Origin of the sequence: Patiriisocius hiemis, assembly GCF_031846325.1 — a bacterium.
GTDB lineage: Bacteria > Bacteroidota > Bacteroidia > Flavobacteriales > Flavobacteriaceae > Patiriisocius_A > Patiriisocius_A hiemis.
In genome coordinates this window covers 27,453-49,254 of sequence record NZ_JAVRHZ010000008.1, presented here as the reverse complement: position 1 = coordinate 49,254, position 21,802 = coordinate 27,453, and the positions used below count along the sequence as shown (strand labels likewise).

Annotated in this window: 19 protein-coding genes; 15 read left to right on the top strand and 4 right to left on the bottom strand. The window is 33.3% G+C overall.

What is annotated here, in order from left to right:
- The first annotated feature begins 81 nt into the window (after window positions 1–81).
- The 3 genes from RM538_RS11885 (at window position 82) to RM538_RS11875 (ending at window position 6,707) form a co-directional block, all read left to right on the top strand.
- Window positions 82–3,102 (top strand): tetratricopeptide repeat protein, encoded by a 3,021-nt coding sequence (locus RM538_RS11885; RefSeq protein ID WP_311333659.1) that lies wholly within the window; start codon window positions 82–84, stop codon window positions 3,100–3,102.
- A gap of 133 nt (window positions 3,103–3,235) precedes the next feature.
- Complete coding sequence (locus RM538_RS11880; RefSeq protein ID WP_311333658.1) at window positions 3,236–4,918, top strand: TonB-dependent receptor; 1,683 nt, start codon at window positions 3,236–3,238, stop codon at window positions 4,916–4,918.
- A 151-nt stretch (window positions 4,919–5,069) separates the two neighbouring features.
- Complete coding sequence (locus RM538_RS11875; RefSeq protein ID WP_311333657.1) at window positions 5,070–6,707, top strand: amidohydrolase; 1,638 nt, start codon at window positions 5,070–5,072, stop codon at window positions 6,705–6,707.
- Between the two features lie 155 nt (window positions 6,708–6,862).
- On the opposite strand, the gene RM538_RS11870 is transcribed toward RM538_RS11875, so the two are convergent.
- Window positions 6,863–7,654 carry a zinc-dependent metalloprotease family protein gene (locus RM538_RS11870; protein WP_311333656.1) on the bottom strand — a complete coding sequence of 264 codons (792 nt, stop codon included), beginning with the start codon at window positions 7,652–7,654 and terminating at the stop codon, window positions 6,863–6,865.
- 40 nt (window positions 7,655–7,694) lie between these two features.
- Here RM538_RS11870 and RM538_RS11865 point away from each other — a divergent pair, with 40 nt between their 5' ends.
- Complete coding sequence (locus RM538_RS11865; protein ID WP_311333655.1) at window positions 7,695–8,237, top strand: DUF2059 domain-containing protein; 543 nt, start codon at window positions 7,695–7,697, stop codon at window positions 8,235–8,237.
- Here the strand turns inward: RM538_RS11865 and RM538_RS11860 are convergent.
- Window positions 8,224–8,928 carry a class I SAM-dependent methyltransferase gene (locus tag RM538_RS11860; RefSeq protein WP_311333654.1) on the bottom strand — a complete coding sequence of 235 codons (705 nt, stop codon included), beginning with the start codon at window positions 8,926–8,928 and terminating at the stop codon, window positions 8,224–8,226. The genes RM538_RS11865 and RM538_RS11860 overlap by 14 nt on opposite strands.
- 29 nt (window positions 8,929–8,957) lie before the next feature.
- On the opposite strand from RM538_RS11860, the gene RM538_RS11855 reads away from it, so the two are divergent.
- Complete coding sequence (locus RM538_RS11855) at window positions 8,958–9,449, top strand: YkgJ family cysteine cluster protein (RefSeq protein ID WP_311333653.1); 492 nt, start codon at window positions 8,958–8,960, stop codon at window positions 9,447–9,449.
- 1 nt (window position 9,450) lies between these two features.
- Here the strand turns inward: RM538_RS11855 and RM538_RS11850 are convergent, their stop codons facing one another.
- Window positions 9,451–10,752, bottom strand: coding sequence for an exo-beta-N-acetylmuramidase NamZ family protein (locus RM538_RS11850; RefSeq protein ID WP_311333652.1), 1,302 nt, complete (start codon window positions 10,750–10,752; stop codon window positions 9,451–9,453).
- A gap of 10 nt (window positions 10,753–10,762) precedes the next feature.
- Here RM538_RS11850 and RM538_RS11845 point away from each other — a divergent pair, with 10 nt between their 5' ends.
- The 9 genes from RM538_RS11845 to RM538_RS11805 all read left to right on the top strand — a co-directional run bounded on the left by RM538_RS11845 (window position 10,763) and on the right by RM538_RS11805 (window position 21,095).
- Window positions 10,763–11,998, top strand: a complete 1,236-nt coding sequence (locus RM538_RS11845; RefSeq protein ID WP_311333651.1) for an ABC transporter permease — start codon at window positions 10,763–10,765, stop codon at window positions 11,996–11,998.
- Window positions 11,999–12,117: 119 nt separating this feature from the next.
- The gene (locus tag RM538_RS11840; RefSeq protein WP_311333650.1) at window positions 12,118–13,098 is read left to right on the top strand and encodes a PLP-dependent cysteine synthase family protein; all 981 of its coding nucleotides are present in this window, start codon (window positions 12,118–12,120) and stop codon (window positions 13,096–13,098) included.
- A gap of 96 nt (window positions 13,099–13,194) precedes the next feature.
- On the top strand, window positions 13,195–14,463 hold the full coding sequence (locus RM538_RS11835; RefSeq protein WP_311333649.1) for a DUF2851 family protein: 1,269 nt from the start codon (window positions 13,195–13,197) through the stop codon (window positions 14,461–14,463).
- A gap of 71 nt (window positions 14,464–14,534) precedes the next feature.
- Window positions 14,535–14,765 carry a PspC domain-containing protein gene (locus RM538_RS11830; protein WP_311333648.1) on the top strand — a complete coding sequence of 77 codons (231 nt, stop codon included), beginning with the start codon at window positions 14,535–14,537 and terminating at the stop codon, window positions 14,763–14,765.
- Window positions 14,762–15,772 carry a potassium channel family protein gene (locus RM538_RS11825; RefSeq protein ID WP_311333647.1) on the top strand — a complete coding sequence of 337 codons (1,011 nt, stop codon included), beginning with the start codon at window positions 14,762–14,764 and terminating at the stop codon, window positions 15,770–15,772. The genes RM538_RS11830 and RM538_RS11825 overlap by 4 nt, the downstream gene beginning before the upstream one ends.
- A gap of 96 nt (window positions 15,773–15,868) precedes the next feature.
- A complete protein-coding gene (locus tag RM538_RS11820) occupies window positions 15,869–17,500 on the top strand; it encodes an alanine/glycine:cation symporter family protein (protein WP_311333646.1) in 1,632 nt (543 codons plus the stop codon).
- A gap of 25 nt (window positions 17,501–17,525) precedes the next feature.
- A complete protein-coding gene (locus tag RM538_RS11815; RefSeq protein ID WP_311333645.1) occupies window positions 17,526–18,407 on the top strand; it encodes a ComEA family DNA-binding protein in 882 nt (293 codons plus the stop codon).
- Between the two features lie 42 nt (window positions 18,408–18,449).
- Complete coding sequence (locus RM538_RS11810; RefSeq protein WP_311333644.1) at window positions 18,450–19,616, top strand: acyl-CoA dehydrogenase family protein; 1,167 nt, start codon at window positions 18,450–18,452, stop codon at window positions 19,614–19,616.
- Window positions 19,617–19,673: 57 nt separating this feature from the next.
- A complete protein-coding gene (locus RM538_RS11805; RefSeq protein WP_311333643.1) occupies window positions 19,674–21,095 on the top strand; it encodes a carboxypeptidase-like regulatory domain-containing protein in 1,422 nt (473 codons plus the stop codon).
- A 77-nt stretch (window positions 21,096–21,172) separates the two neighbouring features.
- On the opposite strand, the gene RM538_RS11800 is transcribed toward RM538_RS11805, so the two are convergent.
- On the bottom strand, window positions 21,173–21,316 hold the full coding sequence (locus tag RM538_RS11800; RefSeq protein ID WP_311333642.1) for a hypothetical protein: 144 nt from the start codon (window positions 21,314–21,316) through the stop codon (window positions 21,173–21,175).
- Between the two features lie 227 nt (window positions 21,317–21,543).
- On the opposite strand from RM538_RS11800, the gene rpsU reads away from it, so the two are divergent.
- Window positions 21,544–21,738 (top strand): 30S ribosomal protein S21, encoded by a 195-nt coding sequence (gene rpsU, locus RM538_RS11795; RefSeq protein ID WP_311333641.1) that lies wholly within the window; start codon window positions 21,544–21,546, stop codon window positions 21,736–21,738.
- Window positions 21,739–21,802 lie beyond the last annotated feature (64 nt).

The window sequence follows — 21,802 nt, the reverse complement described above, 5'->3', positions numbered from 1 at the left end:
AAGACAAAACATAATTAACAGGCTTTTGCTCCGTTATAGAATAGATAGTGAAATAAAAAGCTACAAAAAACCTCAAACAACATGCTTAAAAATCTCATTGCACTTGGTATTGCTTTACTAGTAATAATTACATCAAGTGCTCAACAAACACAAGCTTTTACAAACGATTTAGTAGATTATAACAAGGCAATAGAGTTATATAAAAACAATCAGTTTTTGGCAGCTCAAAACCTTTTTACTCGTGTTAAAAATGAAGCTAAAGACCAAACTGTAAAAGGAGACTGTGCTTATTATATTGCTAATTGTGCAGTACGTCTTAACCAACAAAACGCAGACCAGCTTATGGAATCTTTTGTTGAAGAATACCCTACCAGCATTAAAAAAAATGAAGCCTATATTAATGTAGCAAATTACTATTTTGAAAATGGTAGATATTCCTATGCTAGGAAGTGGTTTGATAAAGTAGATGAAGCCAGCATCCCCAGAGGCGAACGCGAAAAATTTTATTTTAATAATGGGTATGCTTATTTTAAAGCAAAACGATATAATGAGGCTAAAAAATACTTTAATAGAGTCTCTACCTCCCAAAAATATGGTTCGCAAGCTAAATATTACCTAGGCTTTATTGCTTATGAGGGCGATGAGTATGAAGAAGCAACAGAGCTTTTTGATGAAGTAAAAGACGAAGAGCGCTACTCAAAAGATTTATCCTACTACCAAGCAGATTTAAATTTCAAATTAGGAAAGTTTCAAAAAGCTATCGATTTAGGTAAAGAACAATTTGATGCTTCTACTCCCAAAGAGAAAAGTGAACTTTCTAAAATTATTGGAGAAAGTTATTTTAACCTAGAGCAGTATGCAGAGGCAATTCCTTATTTACAAGGTTATAACGGACGAAGAGGAAAATGGAACAATACAGATTACTATCAGTTAGGGTACGCATATTACAAGCAAAGAGACTATAAAAATGCTATTAATGAGTTTAATAAAATTATAGATGGACGCAATGAGGTTGCTCAAAACGCTTACTATCACTTAGCCAAAAGTTACCTCGAACTAGATCAAAAGCAACAAGCACTTAATGCTTTTAAGAATGCTTCAGAAATGGACTTTTCTTTACAAATTCAAGAGGATGCGTACCTTAATTATGCAAAGTTGAGTTATGAGATTGGTAATAGCTACCAAAGTGTTCCGCAAGTTATTTCAGGGTTTATAGAAACATACCCTGACAACCAAAATAATGACATACTTAAAGATTTATTAATAGATAGCTACATCACTTCAAAAAACTATAAAGCAGCTTTAGAGCTATTAGAAAGTAACAAGTCTTTTGAAAATAAACTAGCTTATCAAAAAGTAGCTTTCTTTAGAGGGATTGAACTGTATAATGAAGGCGACTACAGAGAAGCTATTTCTTTTTTTAATAAATCATTAAAAGAGCCCAGAGATGCCACTTATACAGCAAGAGCAACCTATTGGAAAGCAGAGAGTGATTACAACCTTTCTAATTTTGAAGCTTCATTAATAGGCTACAAGCAGTACTTACAATTACCAGAGGCGAGTACAACACCAGAGTATAAGACTATAAAGTATAACCTGGCATACAATCAGTTTAAGCTTAAAAATTATAGCGAAGCTATTACAAACTTTAAAAGCTATGCTTCTTCTACCAATGCAGAAGCGGCCAGAAAACAAGATACTTATTTACGTCTTGGCGATAGTTATTTTGTAACAAGCCAGTATTGGCCTGCCATGGAAAATTATAACAAGGCTATTGAATCGGGTACAGCAGATAAGGATTATGCATCTTTTCAGAAGGCTATTAGTTACGGTTTTGTAGATAGGATACAGAAAAAAATTGAAGAGCTAAATGCTTTTGTAGGAGCGTATCAAAATTCAGTTTATAAAGATGATGCATTGTATGAACTAGGTAACACTTATGTTTCTCAAGATAATACAGCAAATGCCTTAAAGACTTACGATAGGCTTTTACGAGAGCAACCTAAAAGCTCGTTTGCCTCCCGTACATTACTTAAAAAAGCATTAATTTTTGATAACACTGGAAAAAGCAACGATGCACTATCTATCTTTAAAAAGGTAGCAAAAGATTATCCTTCAACACCTGAAGCATTGCAAGCTGTTGCTTCTGCAAAAATTATATATATAGACCAAGGAAACGTAGATGAATATGCAAGTTGGGTAAATACGCTTGACTTTGTTCAAGTCGAAGATGCAGAGTTAGATGATGCGACCTATCAAGCTGCGGAGCAACCCTATCTCGAGAATAAACCAAAACAAGCTATTACCAGGTTTTCAGAATACTTAAGTAAATTTCCTAATGGACAGCATACTTTACAAGCACATTTTTATTTAGCACAGCTTTATTTTGCAGATGATAAAAAGGAAGAAGCTATCCCATATTATGAGTTTGTAGTAAGCAAAGAACGTAGCGAGTTTTCTGAACAAGCTTTAGCAAGAGTTTCTGAAATTTACCTTTCTAAAAAGGACTATCAAAAAGCAATTACATTTTTAAAACGATTAGAAACTGAAGCAGATTTTCCTCAGAATATCATTTTTGCACAAACCAATAGTATGAAGGCGAGTTACGAGTTAAAAAAATACTCACAAGCAGTTAGTTATGCTGAAAAGGTGCTTCAGAACATAAAAATTGATAACAACATTAAAAGTGACGCACAAATAATTATAGCAAGGTCTGCTATTAAAACTAATGATGAAGAAAAGGCTAAAAGCGCCTATGCCGAAGTTTCCAAAATTGCAACAGGACAGCTTGCCGCGGAGGCACTTTACTATGATGCTTATTTTAAAAATAAAGATGCAGCCTACGAAGCCTCTAATGCATCTGTTCAAAAATTAGCCAAAGATTATAGTGGTTATAAATATTATGGAGCTAAGGGGTTAGTGCTTATGGCAAAAAACTTTTATGCGCTTAAAGACGCTTATCAAGCTACTTACATTTTAGAAAGTGTAATCACCAACTTTGAAGATTATCCAGATGTTGTGAATGAAGCAAAAGTGGAATTGGACAAAATTAAAAATGCGGAGGCAAAGACCAATGCTTCTGTAGAAACTGACGAAAATTAAAACCTCATTATTTGTCATGCTGATGACCAACAGCATCCCAAAAACTCAAATAAAATTTATGTTATACAGCCCTTTTTATACTAAACTAAAGCCTATACTATTTTTCTTTGTTCTTGCTATTTCAACAACTAGTATGGCACAAGAAGAAAAAGAAGATTTAGGTACCGAAGTGGTTAATATTGTAAAACCCTACACACCTACCATTTCTGATGCTTTTAAGGTAAAGCAAACGCCTATTTTAAACGATTCGGCAACAATAAAAAAACGACCAGTTCAATACAGTATATTTTCGGTACCCGTTGCTTCTACCTTTACACCTGCAAAGGGAACAGCAGCTACCTTAGAAAAGCCAAAACGTATAAAGTTATATGATAATTATGCTTCATTAGGCTTCGGGAACTTCACTAGTATTCTTGGAGAGTTATACAGTAATTTTGAAATAAGTAGGACGGATAATGCTGGTATCTTTTTTAGACATAATTCCTCTCAAGGTGGGATAGATGATATAAGGCTAGAAAATAAATATTATGATACTCAGTTAGATGGGAACTATACAAGTAGACAACGTGATGCAACATATATTTTAAATGCAGGACTACAACATCAATTATTTAACTGGTACGGGTTACCTAGTTTTTATGACAATGCTCCTGCTGAAACTATCAATGCCATAAACCCACAACAAACCTATTTTAGTGGCTATGTTGGTGGAAGTATTTCTTTAGATGATTCAGTTTTTGAAAAAGCTTCGGCAGAAGTACGCTACTTGGGAGATGCTTTTTCTTCTTCAGAATTTAATATCACAGCCCAGCCAGAATTTAGATTTCCACTAACAGATTTCAATTTAAAACTAACAGGAGACATCGATTATCTGAGTGGAAGTTTTGATAGAACTTATAATAGTAATCAAGGGATTAATTACAGCTTTCTTAACGCAGGAATTATCCCTTCATTAGAGTATGTAGATAATGACTTGTCGTTATTGTTAGGTGTAGCCGTGTTTTTGAGTTTAGATTCAGAAAATTCAGATTCTAATACATTTATCTATCCTCGTATTGATGCTTCGTACAGGTTAGTAGATGAGGTACTAATAGTCTATGGAGGTGCTAAAGGAGATTTAGAACAAAACAGTTTTTTTAACTTTAAAGAGCAGAACCCTTTTGTGTCACCAACTTTATTTGTTGCACCCACTAGTCAACTATACAATGGATTTGCTGGTCTTAAGGGAAAGTTGTCCAATGCTATTGGATACAATGTACGTGGAAGTTATGGCAAAGCAGAAAACCAACCATTATTTATAAACAACCCTGTAATAGACCAGCCTACTACTGAAATACAGCCTTATGAACTCGGAAACTCTTTTGGAGTTACTTATGATGATATTACAACTTTTAGACTCTTTGGAGAATTACAAATAGATATAAATGAGGCTTTTTCTTTAGGTGTAAACGGAACATTTAGTAGTTATGATACTACTAATCAAGCACAAGCTTGGAACTTGCCAGAAATTGAAGCAACGTTGTTTTCTAATTTTAATATTACTGATGAATTATATGGAGGTGCCTCAATATTTTTTGTTGGAGAACGTATGGACCTCTCTTTTGTAGATGGACCTCTCGAAGACACAACAGCAATGGAAGAAACACTAGATAGTTATATAGATGCTAATATACATCTGGGCTACAGAGTAAACGATAGGCTTTCTATTTTTGCAAAAGGGAGTAATCTTTTAAGTGACAATTACGAAAAATGGCTTAATTATCCAGTGCAAGGGATACAAGGGTTATTGGGTGCGACCTATAAGTTTGATTGGTAGATCCTCTTTATTTAATATTGCTTATTGATACAATTTTAAAAGTTATAGATTTTGATATGTCAAAATCCTATCGAGAAAGCTAAACATATCTACAAACAGTTCAGGTTTCATACAAAGTCTTTTTTTATCTTTACTCAAAATCAACTTAAAGATGAAAAACTTCGCATTCCTTTTAATTTCAATGCTATTTGTTAGTGCTTGTACAGATACAAAAGAAACTACAGATTTACTAGTAACTAATGCCAAAGTATATACTGTAAACGAAAATTTTGATATAACTGAAGCCTTTGTAATTACAGATGGAAAAATAGTAGCTGTAGGTACTGAAGAAGTATTACTAAAAAAATATAATCCTTCTAAAACCTTAGATGCTAAAGGAAAAACTATACTGCCCGGTTTAATAGATGCACATGCACATTTATTTAATTTAGGTGTGACCTTGCAACAGGTAGATTTGGTTGGTAGTGCCAGTTATCAAGAAGTATTGGATAGAGTAGTGGCATTTCAAGAAAAAAAAAACACCAATTACATCATTGGTAGAGGTTGGGATCAAAACGATTGGGAAGTTAAAGAGTTCCCAACCAAAGAAGAACTTGACAAATTGTTTCCAGACACTCCAGTTGCTTTAACAAGAATTGACGGGCATGCAATGATAGTAAACAGTAAAGCACTAGCGTTAGCTAACATATCGCCACAAACCCAAGTACCTGGTGGAGAAGTAGAGGTGGCCAATGGAGAATTAACAGGTATTTTAATTGATGCTCCTATGGGATTGGTACGAGCTACTATTCCAGAAATGAATCAAACAACACGAGTACAGGCATTGCAAGATGCCGAAGCGATTTGCGTTTCTTTAGGACTTACCACTATTAATGATGCTGGACTTTCACAAAATGTAATTGAAGCAATAGATAGTTTACAACAAAAGGGAGTGATGGACATTAGGGTCTATGCGATGATAAGTAATACCCCTAAAAACCTTGACTATTATCTTGACAAAGGAATTATTAAAACCGATAGGTTAAATGTGCGTTCTGTAAAAGTCTACGCAGATGGTGCGCTGGGTTCTCGAGGTGCCGCTATGAAGGCTCCTTATAGCGATAAAGAAAATCATTTTGGAGCTATGATTACTCCTCAAAGTGAATTACAATCCCTTGCGTCTCGTATTTCAAAAGCGGGCTACCAGATGAATACACATGCTATTGGAGACTCTGCAAATGTAGCTGTGCTAAGAGCATATAAAGAAGCACTAAAAGATAGAGAAGACTCACGCTGGAAGGTGGAACATGCACAAATTATAGATACTAAAGACTTTAATTATTTTTCTAAAAACATTATTCCATCTGTACAGCCTACACATGCTACAAGCGATATGTATTGGGCAGAAGATAGAGTTGGGGAAGACCGTATTAAAGGAGCCTATTCTTATAAAACTCTTTTAGACCAAGCAGGAATTATCGCCTTGGGAACCGATTTCCCTGTCGAAAAAGTGAATCCAATGCATACGTTTTATGCTGCAGTTGCTAGAAAAGATTTAGAGAATTATCCTGAAGGTGGTTTTAGAAAAGAAGAAGGATTATCTAGAGAAGAAACCTTGCGCGGTATGACTATTTGGGCAGCCTATTCTAACTTTGAAGAAAACGAAAAAGGAAGTATCGAAGTAGGTAAATTTGCAGACTTTATCATCTTAGATAAAAACATCATGGAAGTAGACGAGGACAGTATTCCAAACATAAAAGTCTTATCAACGTATATTAATGGAGAAGAAGTTTTTTCTGCTATTGAATAGCATTTATTAAAGTTTGATTTAGAAGTACGATCTACGAAATAAATCTTTTACTTTCCGATATTATTTTGCTTCATACTTGAAGCTTTTTAATTTCAGTTAATCTAAATTCAAAAAGCGAAGCGAGTCTATACTTTATTTTCTGAAAAATCTATAATCTACCTTCCTCCCTTAGCTTGTAGGTCTTGAAGACATAAATCGGCATCAAACTCTGGTACATTTTGTCTTCCTCTAAGGTTATTAAGAATAGCTTCCATATTACTACGTCCAAGATTGCTTTCAAAATACATTAAACAGTCCTCAACAATACAATGTCTGTTGTTATCTGTATCCTCATGGTTCGAATGGATATCATCATCAAGAATATTTACTAAGCCAAAAAGGTGACCAAACTCATGCTGTAAGGTAGTAGATTCTAGTAATCCTAATTCAATATTTTGTGAAGTACTTAAATTTCTTAGTGTTCTTTCATAAACAACAATAGATGTATTCTGGTATGCAGTACCAAGTGTTACGGCAGTATTGGTATCGTTAGAATTACTTCCGTTAGAGAAAAATACATATACTGCAATATCATCTCCTTCGGTATAGCGAGTTCTATTTTCGTCTTCAATATCTCTTATTTCTTGCGTAGTAAATGGAGCACCATCAGGAGCTTCAATTTGAGTTTCTATAACATTTATTCCGCTAGGTTTATTTATTCGAGCTGCAAGAAAATTTTCAAAATCTGTAATTGTGGACTGTTCTGGTCTAAATCCAGCAGAATAAACCAACTCTAAAGTAATACTTTGGTAGATATCGCTAGATAGTATATCTGCTCCGGAGGACCCTAAAGCTTTTCTGTTTTCAGCTTTAAAGTCTTCAACTCCATCACTATCATCATCCTTACATCCAGCAAGAACTATTAAGGCAACAAAAAATACTATATATTTGAATTGAAAAATTTTCATATTATTCTTTTTTTAACAAACATAAAGGTATCCCAATAAAATGAAACTAAGACACCTCACTTTAACGCTTTTTTTAACGATTTGTTTTTCAGTTACAATAAATGCGCAGTCCTTTCAAGAAGATATCATCAAATACCTTTCCATTAATGGGACGGCTCAGCAGTATGAAAAAGCTTATGATGAAATGTTTTTGGTATTACGACAGCAATATCAAAATGTTTCAATACCAGAAGAAGTTTGGACAGACTTACAATCTTCAAAAGAAAACCAAGTAAAATATATCATTGCGTTATTAGCATCTACCTATAGAAGTTACTTTACCAAAGACGATATTAAAACCATGCTTGCCTTTTATGAAAGTGAAGCAGGAAAACAACTAGTTGATGATTACACAAAGCTGTCACCTGAACAAAATGCTGCTTTTAGTGCTTTTAATACAAGTGAAACTGGGCAAAAACTAGAACAAGTTCGTCCAGAATTAGCAAAGGACATTTCTGAAACATCTGAGTTTTGGAGTAGAGATTTGTTCAAAAATACAATGGAGGCACTAAAAGAAAAAGGGTACTATCCTATAAAGCAGTAAGCCTTGCTAGGTAATCAAAATTAGTTCCTTCTGCTATTACTTCAAAACTAAGATTTGAAGCATCACAGGCTTCCTTAAAGATTTTTTGGTCCAAGTATAACCAATTAAATGGTTCTGTGGTTTCCCCTTTATAAGACATAGTAAATTCTAATTCTCCGTAGTAGTGGTCTTGAGGAACCCAGATACCTCCATTTTGTCCTTCAGGATATAAATATTGAAGATCACTAGAATCAATTAATATTTGCCCTTTAGGACTTAATAATTTTTTTAAGTGGTTAAGGTAGGTGTCAATTTGTTCTAATTTCTGAAAAACTCCAGTACCATTCATAAGTAGCAGAATAGTATCAAACTGCTCATTGTTAAGCTCTAACAAGTCAATTTTTCTCGCATCTATTACACCTCTTTTTTTAGAAACCTCAATAGCACCTTTTGAAATATCAATGGCTGTAATAGGGTGTTTTTTTTGTTGAAGATATAATGCATGACTACCTGCACCACACCCTACATCTAGTACTTTTCCTTTTGCTAGTTGTAATGCCTTTTGCTCCAGAGGAGGCATTTCCTTAAAACTTCGGAATAGATACGGAAGCGGTAGTTCATCTTCTTCAGTCACCGAAGTTTCGGTAATAATATCTTCGGTATAGTTTCCATTATAAAAATCTAGTAAAGCATTTCCAAGCACATCGCTCATAAAAGGGTAGTATTTAGTATTTTTGAAGTATGGATGAAACGCTAAAGCAGCTCCCACAACGTGCCAAAGATACACATAACGAAACCAAAAAGTTTTTTACAAAACTTAAAAAAAAGCCACCAAAACATCTTGATGTATTAATGCAAGAGTTGCATGATGCTGAGTTTTCAAAAACCGATTGTCTTACCTGTGCTAATTGCTGTAAAACTACAGGTCCTTTATTTACAGATAAAGATGTTTCTAGAATTGCAAAACATTTTAAAATGAAAGAGCAACAGTTTATAGAAACCTATTTGCGTGTGGACGAAGACAATGATTATGTATTGCAAAGTGTTCCATGTACATTTTTAGGAACCGATAATTATTGTAGTATTTATGATGTGCGTCCTAAAGCGTGTAGGGAGTTCCCACATACAGATAGGAAAAAGTTTCAACAAATTAGTAACCTTACTTTAAAAAATGTGGCTATTTGTCCTGCTGCTTTTAATATTGTAGAGGAAATGAAAAAGCGTTTAGGATAGTCTAATCATACAACAAATAGGGCTGTCGCATAGAATCATACGCTTCTAAATCTCGTAGCCAAGTTGCTCTAATTTCCTTATAGGTATATCCCTTTTCAATTTGCTCTTGTAGTTTAGTTGTACCCGCTAATTTTGTAAAAAACGAATTAAAAAAAGTTGATTTTTTTCCATACCCAACGTAGGCTTCAATAAGCCATTCTAAGTTTAATTTGTCTAATTTTTCAGTATCTCTTAAATCTAAACCATTACAAACTTCTCCTTTAAACTTAGGGTACTTAGCACCTTCATTAGCTTGCGGTGTAAATTGATACGGGAAAAATTCACTTGGTAAGGAAGGTGCTCCAAAAATTTGAAATTGTGTATCAGTACCACGACCAGCACTTGCAATAGTACCTTCAAAAAAGCATAGGCTAGGATAAAGGTTAATAGCGGTATCATTAGGTAAATTGGGAGAAGGTTTTATAGGTAAACTATAAGGTGTGTCATGGGTGTAATTTTCCATTGTAATAATGGTAAGTTCACATTTTACTTTGTTAGTAAGCCAACCTTCTCCATTGATCATTTGAGCGTATTCTGCAATGGTCATCCCATGTACCACAGGGACAGGATGCATCCCTACAAAACTACTATGCTGAGGTTCTAAAATAGGGCCGTCTATATAATGTCCATTTGGGTTGGGTCTATCAAGAATTAATAATGGAATTTCAGCTTCGGCACAGGCTTCCATAACATAATGTAAGGTAGAAATATAAGTGTAAAAACGAGCACCCACATCTTGGATATCAAACACCATAATGTCAATATCTTCTAGTTGTTGCTGTGTTGGTTTTTTGTTTTTTCCGTAGAGAGATACAATAGGAACTCCTGTTTTGGTATCTATACCATCTTTTACTACTTCACCGGCATCTGCCGTACCACGAAACCCATGTTCTGGAGCAAAGACTTTTTTTACATTAATCTTTTTTGCAACTAGGTTATCTACCAAGTGCTCTTTAATCCTAATCCAACTTTCTGTTTTGGTTGCACTATCATATTCCATTGTCTTAACATCTAGCCTAGATGTTTGGTTAGCAACAACTCCCACTTTTTTATTTTTAAGTACAGGAAGATATTTTTCAATTTGAGAAGCTCCAACAACAATCTCTTTAGTTTCAGTAATTATAGAAATACTATCGTGTATTACTTCACTTTCAGCAAAATCACTAGTGTTTTTTGTTTGTAGATTACTTCCGCAGGAAAAAGGAAGGGTGAGCATTCCTAAAACGGTTAAAATAAGTGTATTTTTGTGAAGTAACAGAGTCATAAATAGGTACGTGAATTTAGAGTTTTTTCTTGCCCGGCGCATCATCTCCTCCAAGGATTATAAAAGTAGTGTTTCGGCACCAATAATAAAAATTGCCATTACTGCTATTATCTTAGGTATGGTGGTTATGTTGGTTTCTATTGCTACGGGAGTTGGACTTCAGAAAAAGATAAAAGAAAAAGTTTCGGCATTCAACGGAGATATTATTATCACCAATTTTGACACTAACTTTTCTAACGATTCTCAAATTCCAATTTCAAAAGAACAGGATTTTTATCCTGAATTTACTAGTGTAGAAGGGATTAAACACATCCAGGTTTCGGCTTTAAAAGGAGGTGTTATTAGAACTGCAACAGATTTTGAAGGAGTAGTGGTAAAGGGAGTGGGAGACGATTACAATTGGGAATTTTTTGAAGACTTTTTAGTTGAAGGGAAATTGCCTAATTTTTCTGGAAGTATTAACGATGAACTTTTAATTTCAGAATATCTAGCTAACAGATTACAACTTACCATAGGTGATAAAGCTCCTACCTTTTTTTTAAATGCCGAAGAAGGAAAAAGGCCTCGAAATATTGGATTTACCATTGTGGGTATTTACAATAGTGGTTTTTTAGAGTTTGATGAGCAATTTATAATTGCAGACATTAAACAAATTCAACGCTTAAATAAATGGGACGAAAACCAAATTGGTAGTTTTGAAGTTTTTGTCGAAGATTTTAATACTATTAGAGAAACAGGAAATAAAGTGTATGACGAAGTAGGAAGTACACTAGACACTCAAACTATAAGAGATAAATACGGGTCTATTTTTGAATGGTTAGATTTATTCGATTTTAATATTGTACTCATTATTGGGATTATGATTTTGGTTGCCAGTATTAATATGATTACTGCATTGTTGGTGTTAATTTTAGAACGTACCCAAATGATTGGAATTTTAAAAGCATTAGGAAGTAGCGATTGGGCTGTGCGAAAAATCTTTTTATACAATGCAATGTATTTAATTGGTAAAGGCTTGTTCTGGGGAAATGTGATAGGCTTAGGTATTTTATTTATACAAAAACAATTTAAATTATTTCCCTTAGACCCAACCACCTATTATGTTACTGAAGCTCCTGTTTATTTTGATGTAGTACATATACTATTACTTAATATAGCCACTTTTTTATTGTGTTTATTTTTCTTGTTAGTTCCTTCTTATCTAATTTCAAAAATTTCTCCTGTAAAGGCGATTAGGTTTGAATAACGCAATTCCTGTAGAGATTGAAATCTTTATAATTTATTTCTAAAATAAATAGCCATTTAAAAGACTTATATAATTTTTTTTGAACTTACTTTTTTACATTTGCAAACTCAAAACAAACTATGGAGTACGCAAAGAATATCTTAGAAACTATTGGGAATACCCCACTTGTAAAAATCAATAAACTTGCTGAAGAATTACCTTGCTTGTTGTTAGCGAAGTATGAGACATTTAATCCAGGAAACTCTGTTAAGGACCGTATGGCACTCAAAATGATTGAGGATGCAGAGGAAGATGGTAGATTACAACCTGGCGGAACAATTATAGAAGGAACTTCTGGTAATACAGGAATGGGATTAGCACTTGCAGCCATTGTAAAAGGGTATAAAATGGTTTGTGTAATAAGTGACAAACAGAGTAAAGAAAAGATGGATATTTTGCGGGCAGTAGGAAGTGAAGTAGTGGTATGCCCTACAGATGTAGAACCAGATGACCCTAGATCGTACTATTCAACTTCAAAACGCCTAGCAGAAGAAACTCCTAATAGCTGGTATGTTAATCAATATGACAACCCAAGTAATGCTAAGGCGCATTACGAAAGTACTGGACCAGAAATATGGAAACAAACTAATGGAAAAATAACACATTTTGTAGTAGGTGTTGGTACTGGAGGAACTATAAGTGGCGTTGGAAAATATTTAAAAGAACAAAATCCAAATGTTAAAGTATGGGGGATTGATACTTATGGAAGTGTTTTTAAAAAATATCATGAAACAGGAATATTTGATGAAAAAGAAATCTACCCTTATGTAACTGAAGGTATTGGTGAAGATATTTTACCAGAGAATGTAGATTTTAGTATCATTGATGGATTTACTAAAGTAACCGATAAAGATGCTGCAGTCTACACACAAAAACTAGCTAAGGAAGAAGGCATGTTTTTAGGGAATTCAGCTGGTGCTGCCATGAAAGGAATTCTTCAATTAAAAGAGCATTTTACAAAGGATGATGTTGTAGTAGTATTATTTCATGACCATGGAAGTCGTTACGTAGGTAAAATGTTTAATGACGATTGGATGCGTGAAATGGGATATATAGATTAACAATTTCTATTTATGCATGAATCTATAGGAGTATCATAGATTATTTTGTCTTATTTATTATATTTATAGCCCTCCCCACATAATTTTAGTCTTTAGATGAAAGAAGATTTCCTTCATTACGTATGGAAGTTTCAGAAGTTTTCGGCAAAGCAATTAAAAACAACTACAGGGGATACTGTAATAATTTCTAAACCTGGTAGCCATAACTTTAATGCCGGGCCAGACTTCTTTAATGCTTCTATACAAATTAATGAACAGTTGTGGGCTGGAAATGTAGAAATACACGTAAAGTCTAGTGATTGGTATGCACATGGTCATGAAAGTGATTCAGCGTACGATTCAATTATTCTTCATGTAGTTTGGGAGCACGATACAGAAGTTTATAGAAAAGACAATACTCCTATTGCCACACTTATGCTTAAAGAAATAGTTTCTAACGAAACACTTTTGCAGTATAAGAAACTCTTTTCTAAAGAAAAGAGATGGATTGCATGCGAAAATAACTTTCCTGAGGTGGACGATTTTATAATCCAAAATTGGCTGGAACGTCTCTACATAGAACGCCTTGAAGAAAAATCTATTTTTATACTTAATGAACTAGAAAGAAATAACAACCATTGGGAGGCAGTTTTATACAAGATTTTATTTAAAAATTTTGGATTAAAAGTTAATGGAGAATCTTTTTTAAGTATTTCAAATTCAATTGATTTTTCAGTAGTACAAAAAGTAAGGCATTCAATGCAAAGTCTAGAAGCACTATTTTTTGGGCAAGCAGGACTGCTTTCAGAAAATTATAGTGATGCATATTTTGAAAGTTTAAAGCTTGAATATGCCTTCTTAAAGCAAAAATTTCAGTTGTCACAAAACACAGTTATTAATCCTAAATTTTTTCGTTTACGACCTCCTAATTTTCCTACATTAAGATTGGCTCAATTAGCTTCTCTTTTCTTTAACAGACCTTCTCTTTTTTCTGAAATAATTTTGGCTAAACATAAGGAAGACTATTATGATATTTTTAAAGTTGCTGCTAGTGAATACTGGGATGTGCACTATAATTTTGAAGTATTATCTGCAACTAGAAAGAAAAAACTTACACGAGGTTTTATTGATTTATTAATAATAAATACGCTTATACCTATCAAATTTACATATGCTAAACATACTGGAGAAGATAACGTAAAGGAGCTTTTTACTTTAATTGAACAAATACCAAAAGAGAATAATACGGTTATTTCTAGATATAATAAACTTAAAAAAGTTGCTAATAATGCATTAGAATCTCAAGCACTTTTGCAATTGAACAGTAAGTATTGTCAAAAACTAAAATGCCTTAATTGTGCTGTAGGTATTTCAATTATAGGATAACTTTTAGAATAAAAATTAAAAAACTACTTTTATTAAACTAGCGGTTAACTCCAAATTAACTATTTTGCAATATGCTACAATTAGTATACAAAATACGGCACTATTTTGAAAAACGCGGCTTTTACGTAAGTTCTCGTTTGGCAGATAGATTGGGGATGCGAGCAAAAAGTGTAAGACTCTTTTTTATATATGTATCCTTTGCTACACTTGGTGCTGGATTTGCAATTTATCTAACGTTAGCCTTTTGGTTAAAACTTAAAGATTTAATTTACAGTAAAAGAACCTCAGTTTTTGATTTATGAAAAAGTTTTTTCTATCAAAAATTGCCTTTGCAATATTACTTGTACTTATTGTCTTTATAATAGGTGTAGTGGGCTTTAAATTTTATTCTGGATACTCTTGGATAGATGCTATATATATGACGGTTATAACAATTTCTACTGTAGGATATGCAGAAGTAGAACCTCTTAACCAAGCAGAAAAAATTTTTACCTCTTTCTTAATTATATGCAGTATTTTCATTTTAGGGTATGCTATAACTGCAATTTCAGAATATATTTTAAGTAGAAATAATATTGGAAATATAAAGTACAAAAAGGTGAAAAAAGAAATAGATAATTTAGAAAACCATGTGATTGTGTGTGGGTATGGGAGAAATGGGAAACAGGCAACTCAAAAGCTCCAAGATTATAAAGAAAACTTTGTCGTAATAGACAATGGAGAGGAAGCTTTAGAGCGCTTATCTGAGCAAGGGTTGTTATACATTAGTGGTAATGCTATAGATGATGATGTGCTTATTGAAGCTGGATTGAAAAGAGCATCTACACTAATTTGTGCACTACCAAGTGATGCAGATAATCTCTTTATAGTTTTATCTGCACGCCAACTTATGCCAAGCTTAAAGATTATAAGTAGAGCAACAGAAGAAACTAGCTATCAAAAATTAAAATTGGCTGGAGCAGATAATGTAATTATGCCAGATAAAATAGGAGGAGACCATATGGCTTCTCTTGTTGTAGTACCAGATTTGGTAGAGTTTTTAGATAACCTTTCTGTGTCTGGAGATGAAGATAGTATTAATGTGGAGCAAATATCTTTTGAAAAAATATGTCCAGATGGAAAAGAACATACAATCGAAGAAATTGACCTACGAAAGTTAACAGGTTGTTCAATAATTGGATATAAAGAACCCAATGGTCACTATATCGTAAATCCAGAACCATCTTTGAGATTACGAGAAGGTTCAAAGCTCATATTAATAGGCCGCCCTAACCAAATTGAAAGCCTAAAACAACAATACAATGTTTAGAAATCGTTAACAATTTAACGGCTAATAATTTGAATTCCCTAAATTTTTTAGCATATTGCCTTGCTTTAAAAATGAAGTCTCACTAATAAACTAACTATGAAGAAATTTCTTCTCTCATTATTTACAATTTTAACCCCATTATTAACTTTTGCACAAGAAGATGCTGGAAGTATAGAAGCTAGCTTTGATGCAAGTTTTCGTAAATATACGGGTTGGTTCGTTGATGCTATTTTTTATGAAATCCCATTTTCTGATACATTTCAAATACCTTGGGTTCTTATAGTTCTTATAGGTGGTGCACTATATTTTACTTTTTATTTTAAATTAATAAATTTTACAGGCTTCTTTACAGCAATTAAGGTTGTAAGAGGTAAGTATGAAGATATTGAAAAACATGGAGTAGATACTCTATATGGAGACCCAACTCCTAATGAAGGGGGAGATATAATTGAAACTATAAGAGATGAAAGTGCAGATGGAGAGGTTTCACACTTTCAGGCACTCACAGCAGCATTATCTGCTACAGTAGGTCTTGGAAACATTGCTGGAGTTGCAGTTGCCTTATCTATTGGTGGTCCTGGAGCTACGTTCTGGATGATTCTTGCCGGTTTATTAGGTATGGCTTCTAAGTTTGCAGAATGTACCTTAGGTGTAAAGTATCGTGATGTTGGAGAAGATGGTACAGTATATGGAGGTCCAATGTATTACTTGAGTAAAGGACTTAAAGAAAAAGGAGCTGGTGTTTTAGGAAAAATATTAGCTGTCTTATTTGCCATTTTTGTCATTGGAGGATCTTTTGGTGGAGGAAACATGTTTCAAGCGAACCAAGCAGCGGCACAGTTCACAAAGTTATTTGAACTTACAGGAGGTAACTCAGGGTTCTTTTTCGGTTTAATCATGGCTGCATTTGTTGCTATTGTTATTATTGGTGGAATTAAAAGAATTGCAAAAGTTACAGAGAAAATTGTTCCTTTTATGGCAGGTATATATGTACTTGCAGCGGTTATAATTTTAGTAGCAAACTTCTCTCTTATTGATGATGCATTTTCATTGATATTTACAGGAGCATTTTCTGGGCTTGGTATAGCAGGAGGACTTATTGGAGTGATGATACAAGGAATAAGAAGAGGAGCATTTTCTAACGAAGCAGGTGTAGGATCTGCAGCAATCGCACACTCAGCTGTTCGTACTAAATATCCAGCAAGTGAAGGTATTGTAGCTTTACTAGAGCCTTTTGTAGATACAGTTGTAATTTGTACTATGACTGCTCTTGTAATTATTATTACAAACTTTGATGGAAGTTTTATGGAATATGGAACTCCAATTTCAGAAGGTGTAGAACTTACAGCAACAGCTTTTGATTCTGTAATACCTCATTTCTCTATAATATTAACGATAGCAGTAATCTTATTTGCTTTTTCAACAATGATTTCATGGTCTTATTATGGAATGCAAGGGTGGAAATACCTTTTTGGAAAAGGAAAAATAACAGATTTAATATATAAAATACTTTTCTTAGCATTTGTAGTATTAGGAGCTTCAATAAGTCTTGGAGCTGTAATCGACTTTTCAGATGCGATGATATTTGCAATGGTTGTGCCTAATATTATTGGAGTAGTATTGCTTACTCCAGTTGTTAGAAAAGAACTTACAAAGTATATGAAAGCAATCAAAACAAAAAAAGAAGCGATTGAAGAAGGGGCAGAAGATCTTACAAACGAACTCTAAAAATATGCTCTAAATACCCTTTAGAATGAAAAATTATAAATCCCACTTAACATTTTCAAAAAATGAACGAAGTGGGATTTTTTTATTGGTTGCAATTATTTTTGGCTTTTTAAGTGTTTACTTTTTTGTTGATTTTTCTACTGAAAAAATACTGGATACAGGTTCTACTGAAATTGTAAAAATTCAGAACGAGATAGACTCTTTAAAACTAGCTAAAACTAAAAATTCTAAACCAAAAGTTTATCCTTTTAATCCCAACTTTATTACAGAATATAAAGCTTATACACTAGGGCTTTCTGTTAAAGAATATGATAATTTAAAAGCCTACAGAGCAAAAGATAAGTGGGTTAATTCAGTATCAGATTTTAAAAAAGTTACAGGAGTTTCAGATTCTTTATTAGCTACAATTTCACCTTACTTTAAATTTCCAGATTGGGTTACAAATCCAAAACCTAAAAAGTCTAAGCCTAACTATGTAAATAGTATTGTTGAAAAAGCCTATTCAGAAAAAATAGACCTAAACAAAGCAACTAAAGAGCAACTACAGCAGGTAAGTGGTATTGGCGAAGCTTTAAGCACTAGAATAATAAATTATAGAAATAAACTAGGTGGTTTTAGTGATGAAATTCAGTTACACAATGTATACGGTTTAGAGCCTATAGTAATCAAGAAGACTACCAATCTATTTACTGTAAAAACACCAAAAGAAATTAATAAGATAAATATTAATACTGCTTCTGCTTCAGATATTGCAACTATTCCGGGTGTTTCATTTCAACTTGCAAAAGAAATTTGGGAGTTTAGAAGACTTAGAGAACGTATAGAATCACTTTCAGAATTAGAGAAAATTGACAAACTTTCTGCTGTAAAGTTACAGTTAATTCAGTTATATTTGTTTGCTAAATAACATGTAGATCTTTCGCTACAAATCCTAAATTAAAAACCATTTATGGACCAATTATATTTTACAGAAGAGCACGATTTTTTCAGAAAAAGTTTTCAAGATTTTCTCCAAAAAGAAGTAGTTCCTCATATAGAAAAGTGGGAAGAAACAGGTCATATTGAGCGATTTATTTGGGAAAAGATGGGGGAGATGGGATATTTTGGCATTAATTATCCTGAGGAGTATGGAGGGATGGATTTAGATCTTTTTTATACTGTAATTTTTCTTGAAGAATTACAAAAAATTAGTAGTGGTGGTTTTGCTGCAGCCATGTGGGCGCATGCCTATCTTGCAATGACTCATCTTAATAAAGAAGGAAATCATGAGCAAAAGCAAAAATACCTAACGCCAAGCATTACAGGTGAAATGATAGGTTGTTTGTGTATTACTGAGCCTTTTGGGGGAAGTGATGTAGGAGGTATGAGAACTACTGCTGTTAAAAAAGGAGAATCATACATCATAAATGGATCTAAAACATTTATTACTAATGGCGTGTATAGCGATTATTTAATTGTTGCAGCCAAAACAAATCAAGAATTAGGAAATAAAGGCATAAGCATTTTTATAGTAGATAGAGAAGCAAAAGGTGTTTCGGCTACTAAATTAGATAAACTAGGATGGAGAGCAAGTGATACGGGTGAAATTGCTTTTGATAATGTTGAAATCCCTGCCGAAAATCTAATGGGAGAGGAAAACATGGGTTTCCCATACATCATGCAACATTTTGCTTTAGAGCGTTTAATTATGGGTATTAATGCTCATGCTAGAAGTGAGTGGGCGTTAGAGTACACCATACAGTACATGAAGGATCGTACCGCGTTTGGGAAATCTATTTCAAAATTTCAAGCACTACGTCATAGAGTAGCGCAACTTGTAAGTGAAGTTGAGGTTGCAAAAACATTTAACTATGTTACTACTAAACGATTGAATGATGGTGAATATGTTGTGAAAGAAGCAACTATGTCTAAGCTTATTTCAACAAAAGTAGCTGATGAAGTAGCTTATGAATGTTTACAATTACTAGGAGGTTATGGTTATATGGAAGAGTATCCATTAGCACGAAACCTTAGAGATAGTAGGCTAGGACCAATTGGTGGAGGAACTAGTGAAATACTTCGAGAAATTATTGCTAAAATGGTGATGGACGGTAAATCCTACAAGCCAGCGACATAGTAGGCCTCTTTTTTGTTTTTATCTTGGTATATTTACTAACAATTTCAAATCCCAAGTATGAACTTTTCTTTTAAAAAGCAACTTATAGCCCTAATGGCTATTTGTCTAGTTTCGTTAAGCTTTGCTCAAACCGAACTCAAAAATAAAGTGGTAGATTTTGCTACTTATGCTCCTATTGAAAATGCAAGTGTATATGTTCAAAATACTACTATAGGTACAGTAAGTAATGTAGATGGTAAGTTTGTGTTACTGGTGCCAAACAAGCATAAAAACGACACCTTAGTTATTTCATCAATTGGGTATAAAAGTTTTAAGACCACAGTAGCAGAGTTCGACAATACAATGGATATTTTTCTTGAAGAAGATATTGCTTCATTAGATGAAATTTTATTAATCGCAGAAACTCGGCCTAAAACTGGTAATGATGTTGTACTTAAAGCAATTGAGCGATTAGAAAAAACACTTCCAGATAGTTCATATATCCAAAAAGGATTTTTACGTCATAGAGAACGAAATATAAAACAATATAAATGGCTTATAGAAAGCGCCATTACCCTATATGATTCTAGTTACGCTGCTGGTTCTCGAAAAAATTTAAAAATTAATGTTGACGAAACTAGGAAGAGTTTTGACCTAAGAGATATTGATAGTTTATTTGTTTACACTTCTTATTTAAAAAGTATTGACCCAGATATAGACATAACCTCAAACACACTTAATAGAAACAACCTACAAACTAGCGCTCTTGAAAAAGCTATAAAGTGGAATGACCAAAGAATTAATGGCTTAGACAATCTTTTTAAAGGAAAACTTAATATAGTAAGAAATGCTAATAACACAAGAGCATTATTCGGAAAGGACGTTTTGCAAGATCACCAATTTACTATAGATACTATTCTTGTTGAAAATGATAAGAAAGTTTATAAAATTAAAATTTTTGAAGGTGAAGAATACGTAAACCTTGAAACTCCCGGTATATATAATGATGGTTATCATCCAAGAGGTTGGTTGTACATAGATTGGGATTCCTATGCTATAAAGAAAATCGAGTATGAATTAGTACCAGCTTCTACTATTCAGAAAAGGAGAAGCAAGAGTTTGTTTAATTCGAAAGTGAACCATAAACTAGTAATTACTTATCGCGAATTTGAAGACAATATGTACCCTAGTTACCTGTACTATGAAACACCCAAGTTGGTAAACATTGGGAACAGATCTTCGGATAGGCCAGAAAATGAAAGTGCAGAAACAAGAGAAGAACAGTACTACTTTACTATACAAGAAATTGTTTTTACTGAAATTATTCAAGATGACCAAGTAATAGCAAAAGCACTTACTGATGAATGGTCTTCAGACATCTTTTTACCACGTCCATACAACAAAGACTTCTGGGAAAGTTACAATACCTTGCTAGAAAGTGAAGAAGAAGAAAAACTTATTAGAGATTTAACTAGGAGAGCAACCTTATTTAAGGAATAACATCTTTAAAAAAGAGATGTTAAAAAGGTTAAATAGGTTTAATTTCTGTTTGAGTGTATTGTCACTAGCGCCAAGCATTACAATTCTAGTTTTTTATTATCATTCTGCTTATGTGTTAGGATATTTTCCCGAACCGTATTATCCAGATCCAAAAAGTCTTGAAGCCTATACTTTTTTTGATACCGTTCTTGAAGTAGCATTTTATATATGGCTATACTCATCAACAGCTTGGATTTTTCTCTCAATTTGTTTATTAATAAATAAGAGAAGAAAGGATACTTATAAGCTGCTTTTAATAGGTTTACTTTTTCAAAGTCTTTTATTTGTATTGTTGTTTTTAACTGATTTAGTAACGTGGTATTTTGATTAAAAAAATCTAACATCTAACATCTAATATCTAAAATCTTTTTTATATTTGCAGCCGCAAAAGAGAGGAGGTTAAGATACTATGTTAATAATACCAGTAAAAGACGGAGAAAATATCGACAGAGCTTTAAAGCGTTTTAAGCGTAAGTTTGATCGTACAGGAACAATGCGTCAATTAAGAGCAAGACAGGCATTTACAAAGCCTTCTGTTGCACGTAGAGCGCAAATCCAAAAAGCACAATACATCCAACACTTAAGAGATCAAGAAGAAATCTAATGATTGGAACTATAATATTTTAAAAAATCCGTTAGCGTGTGCTAACGGATTTTTTGCTTTAAAT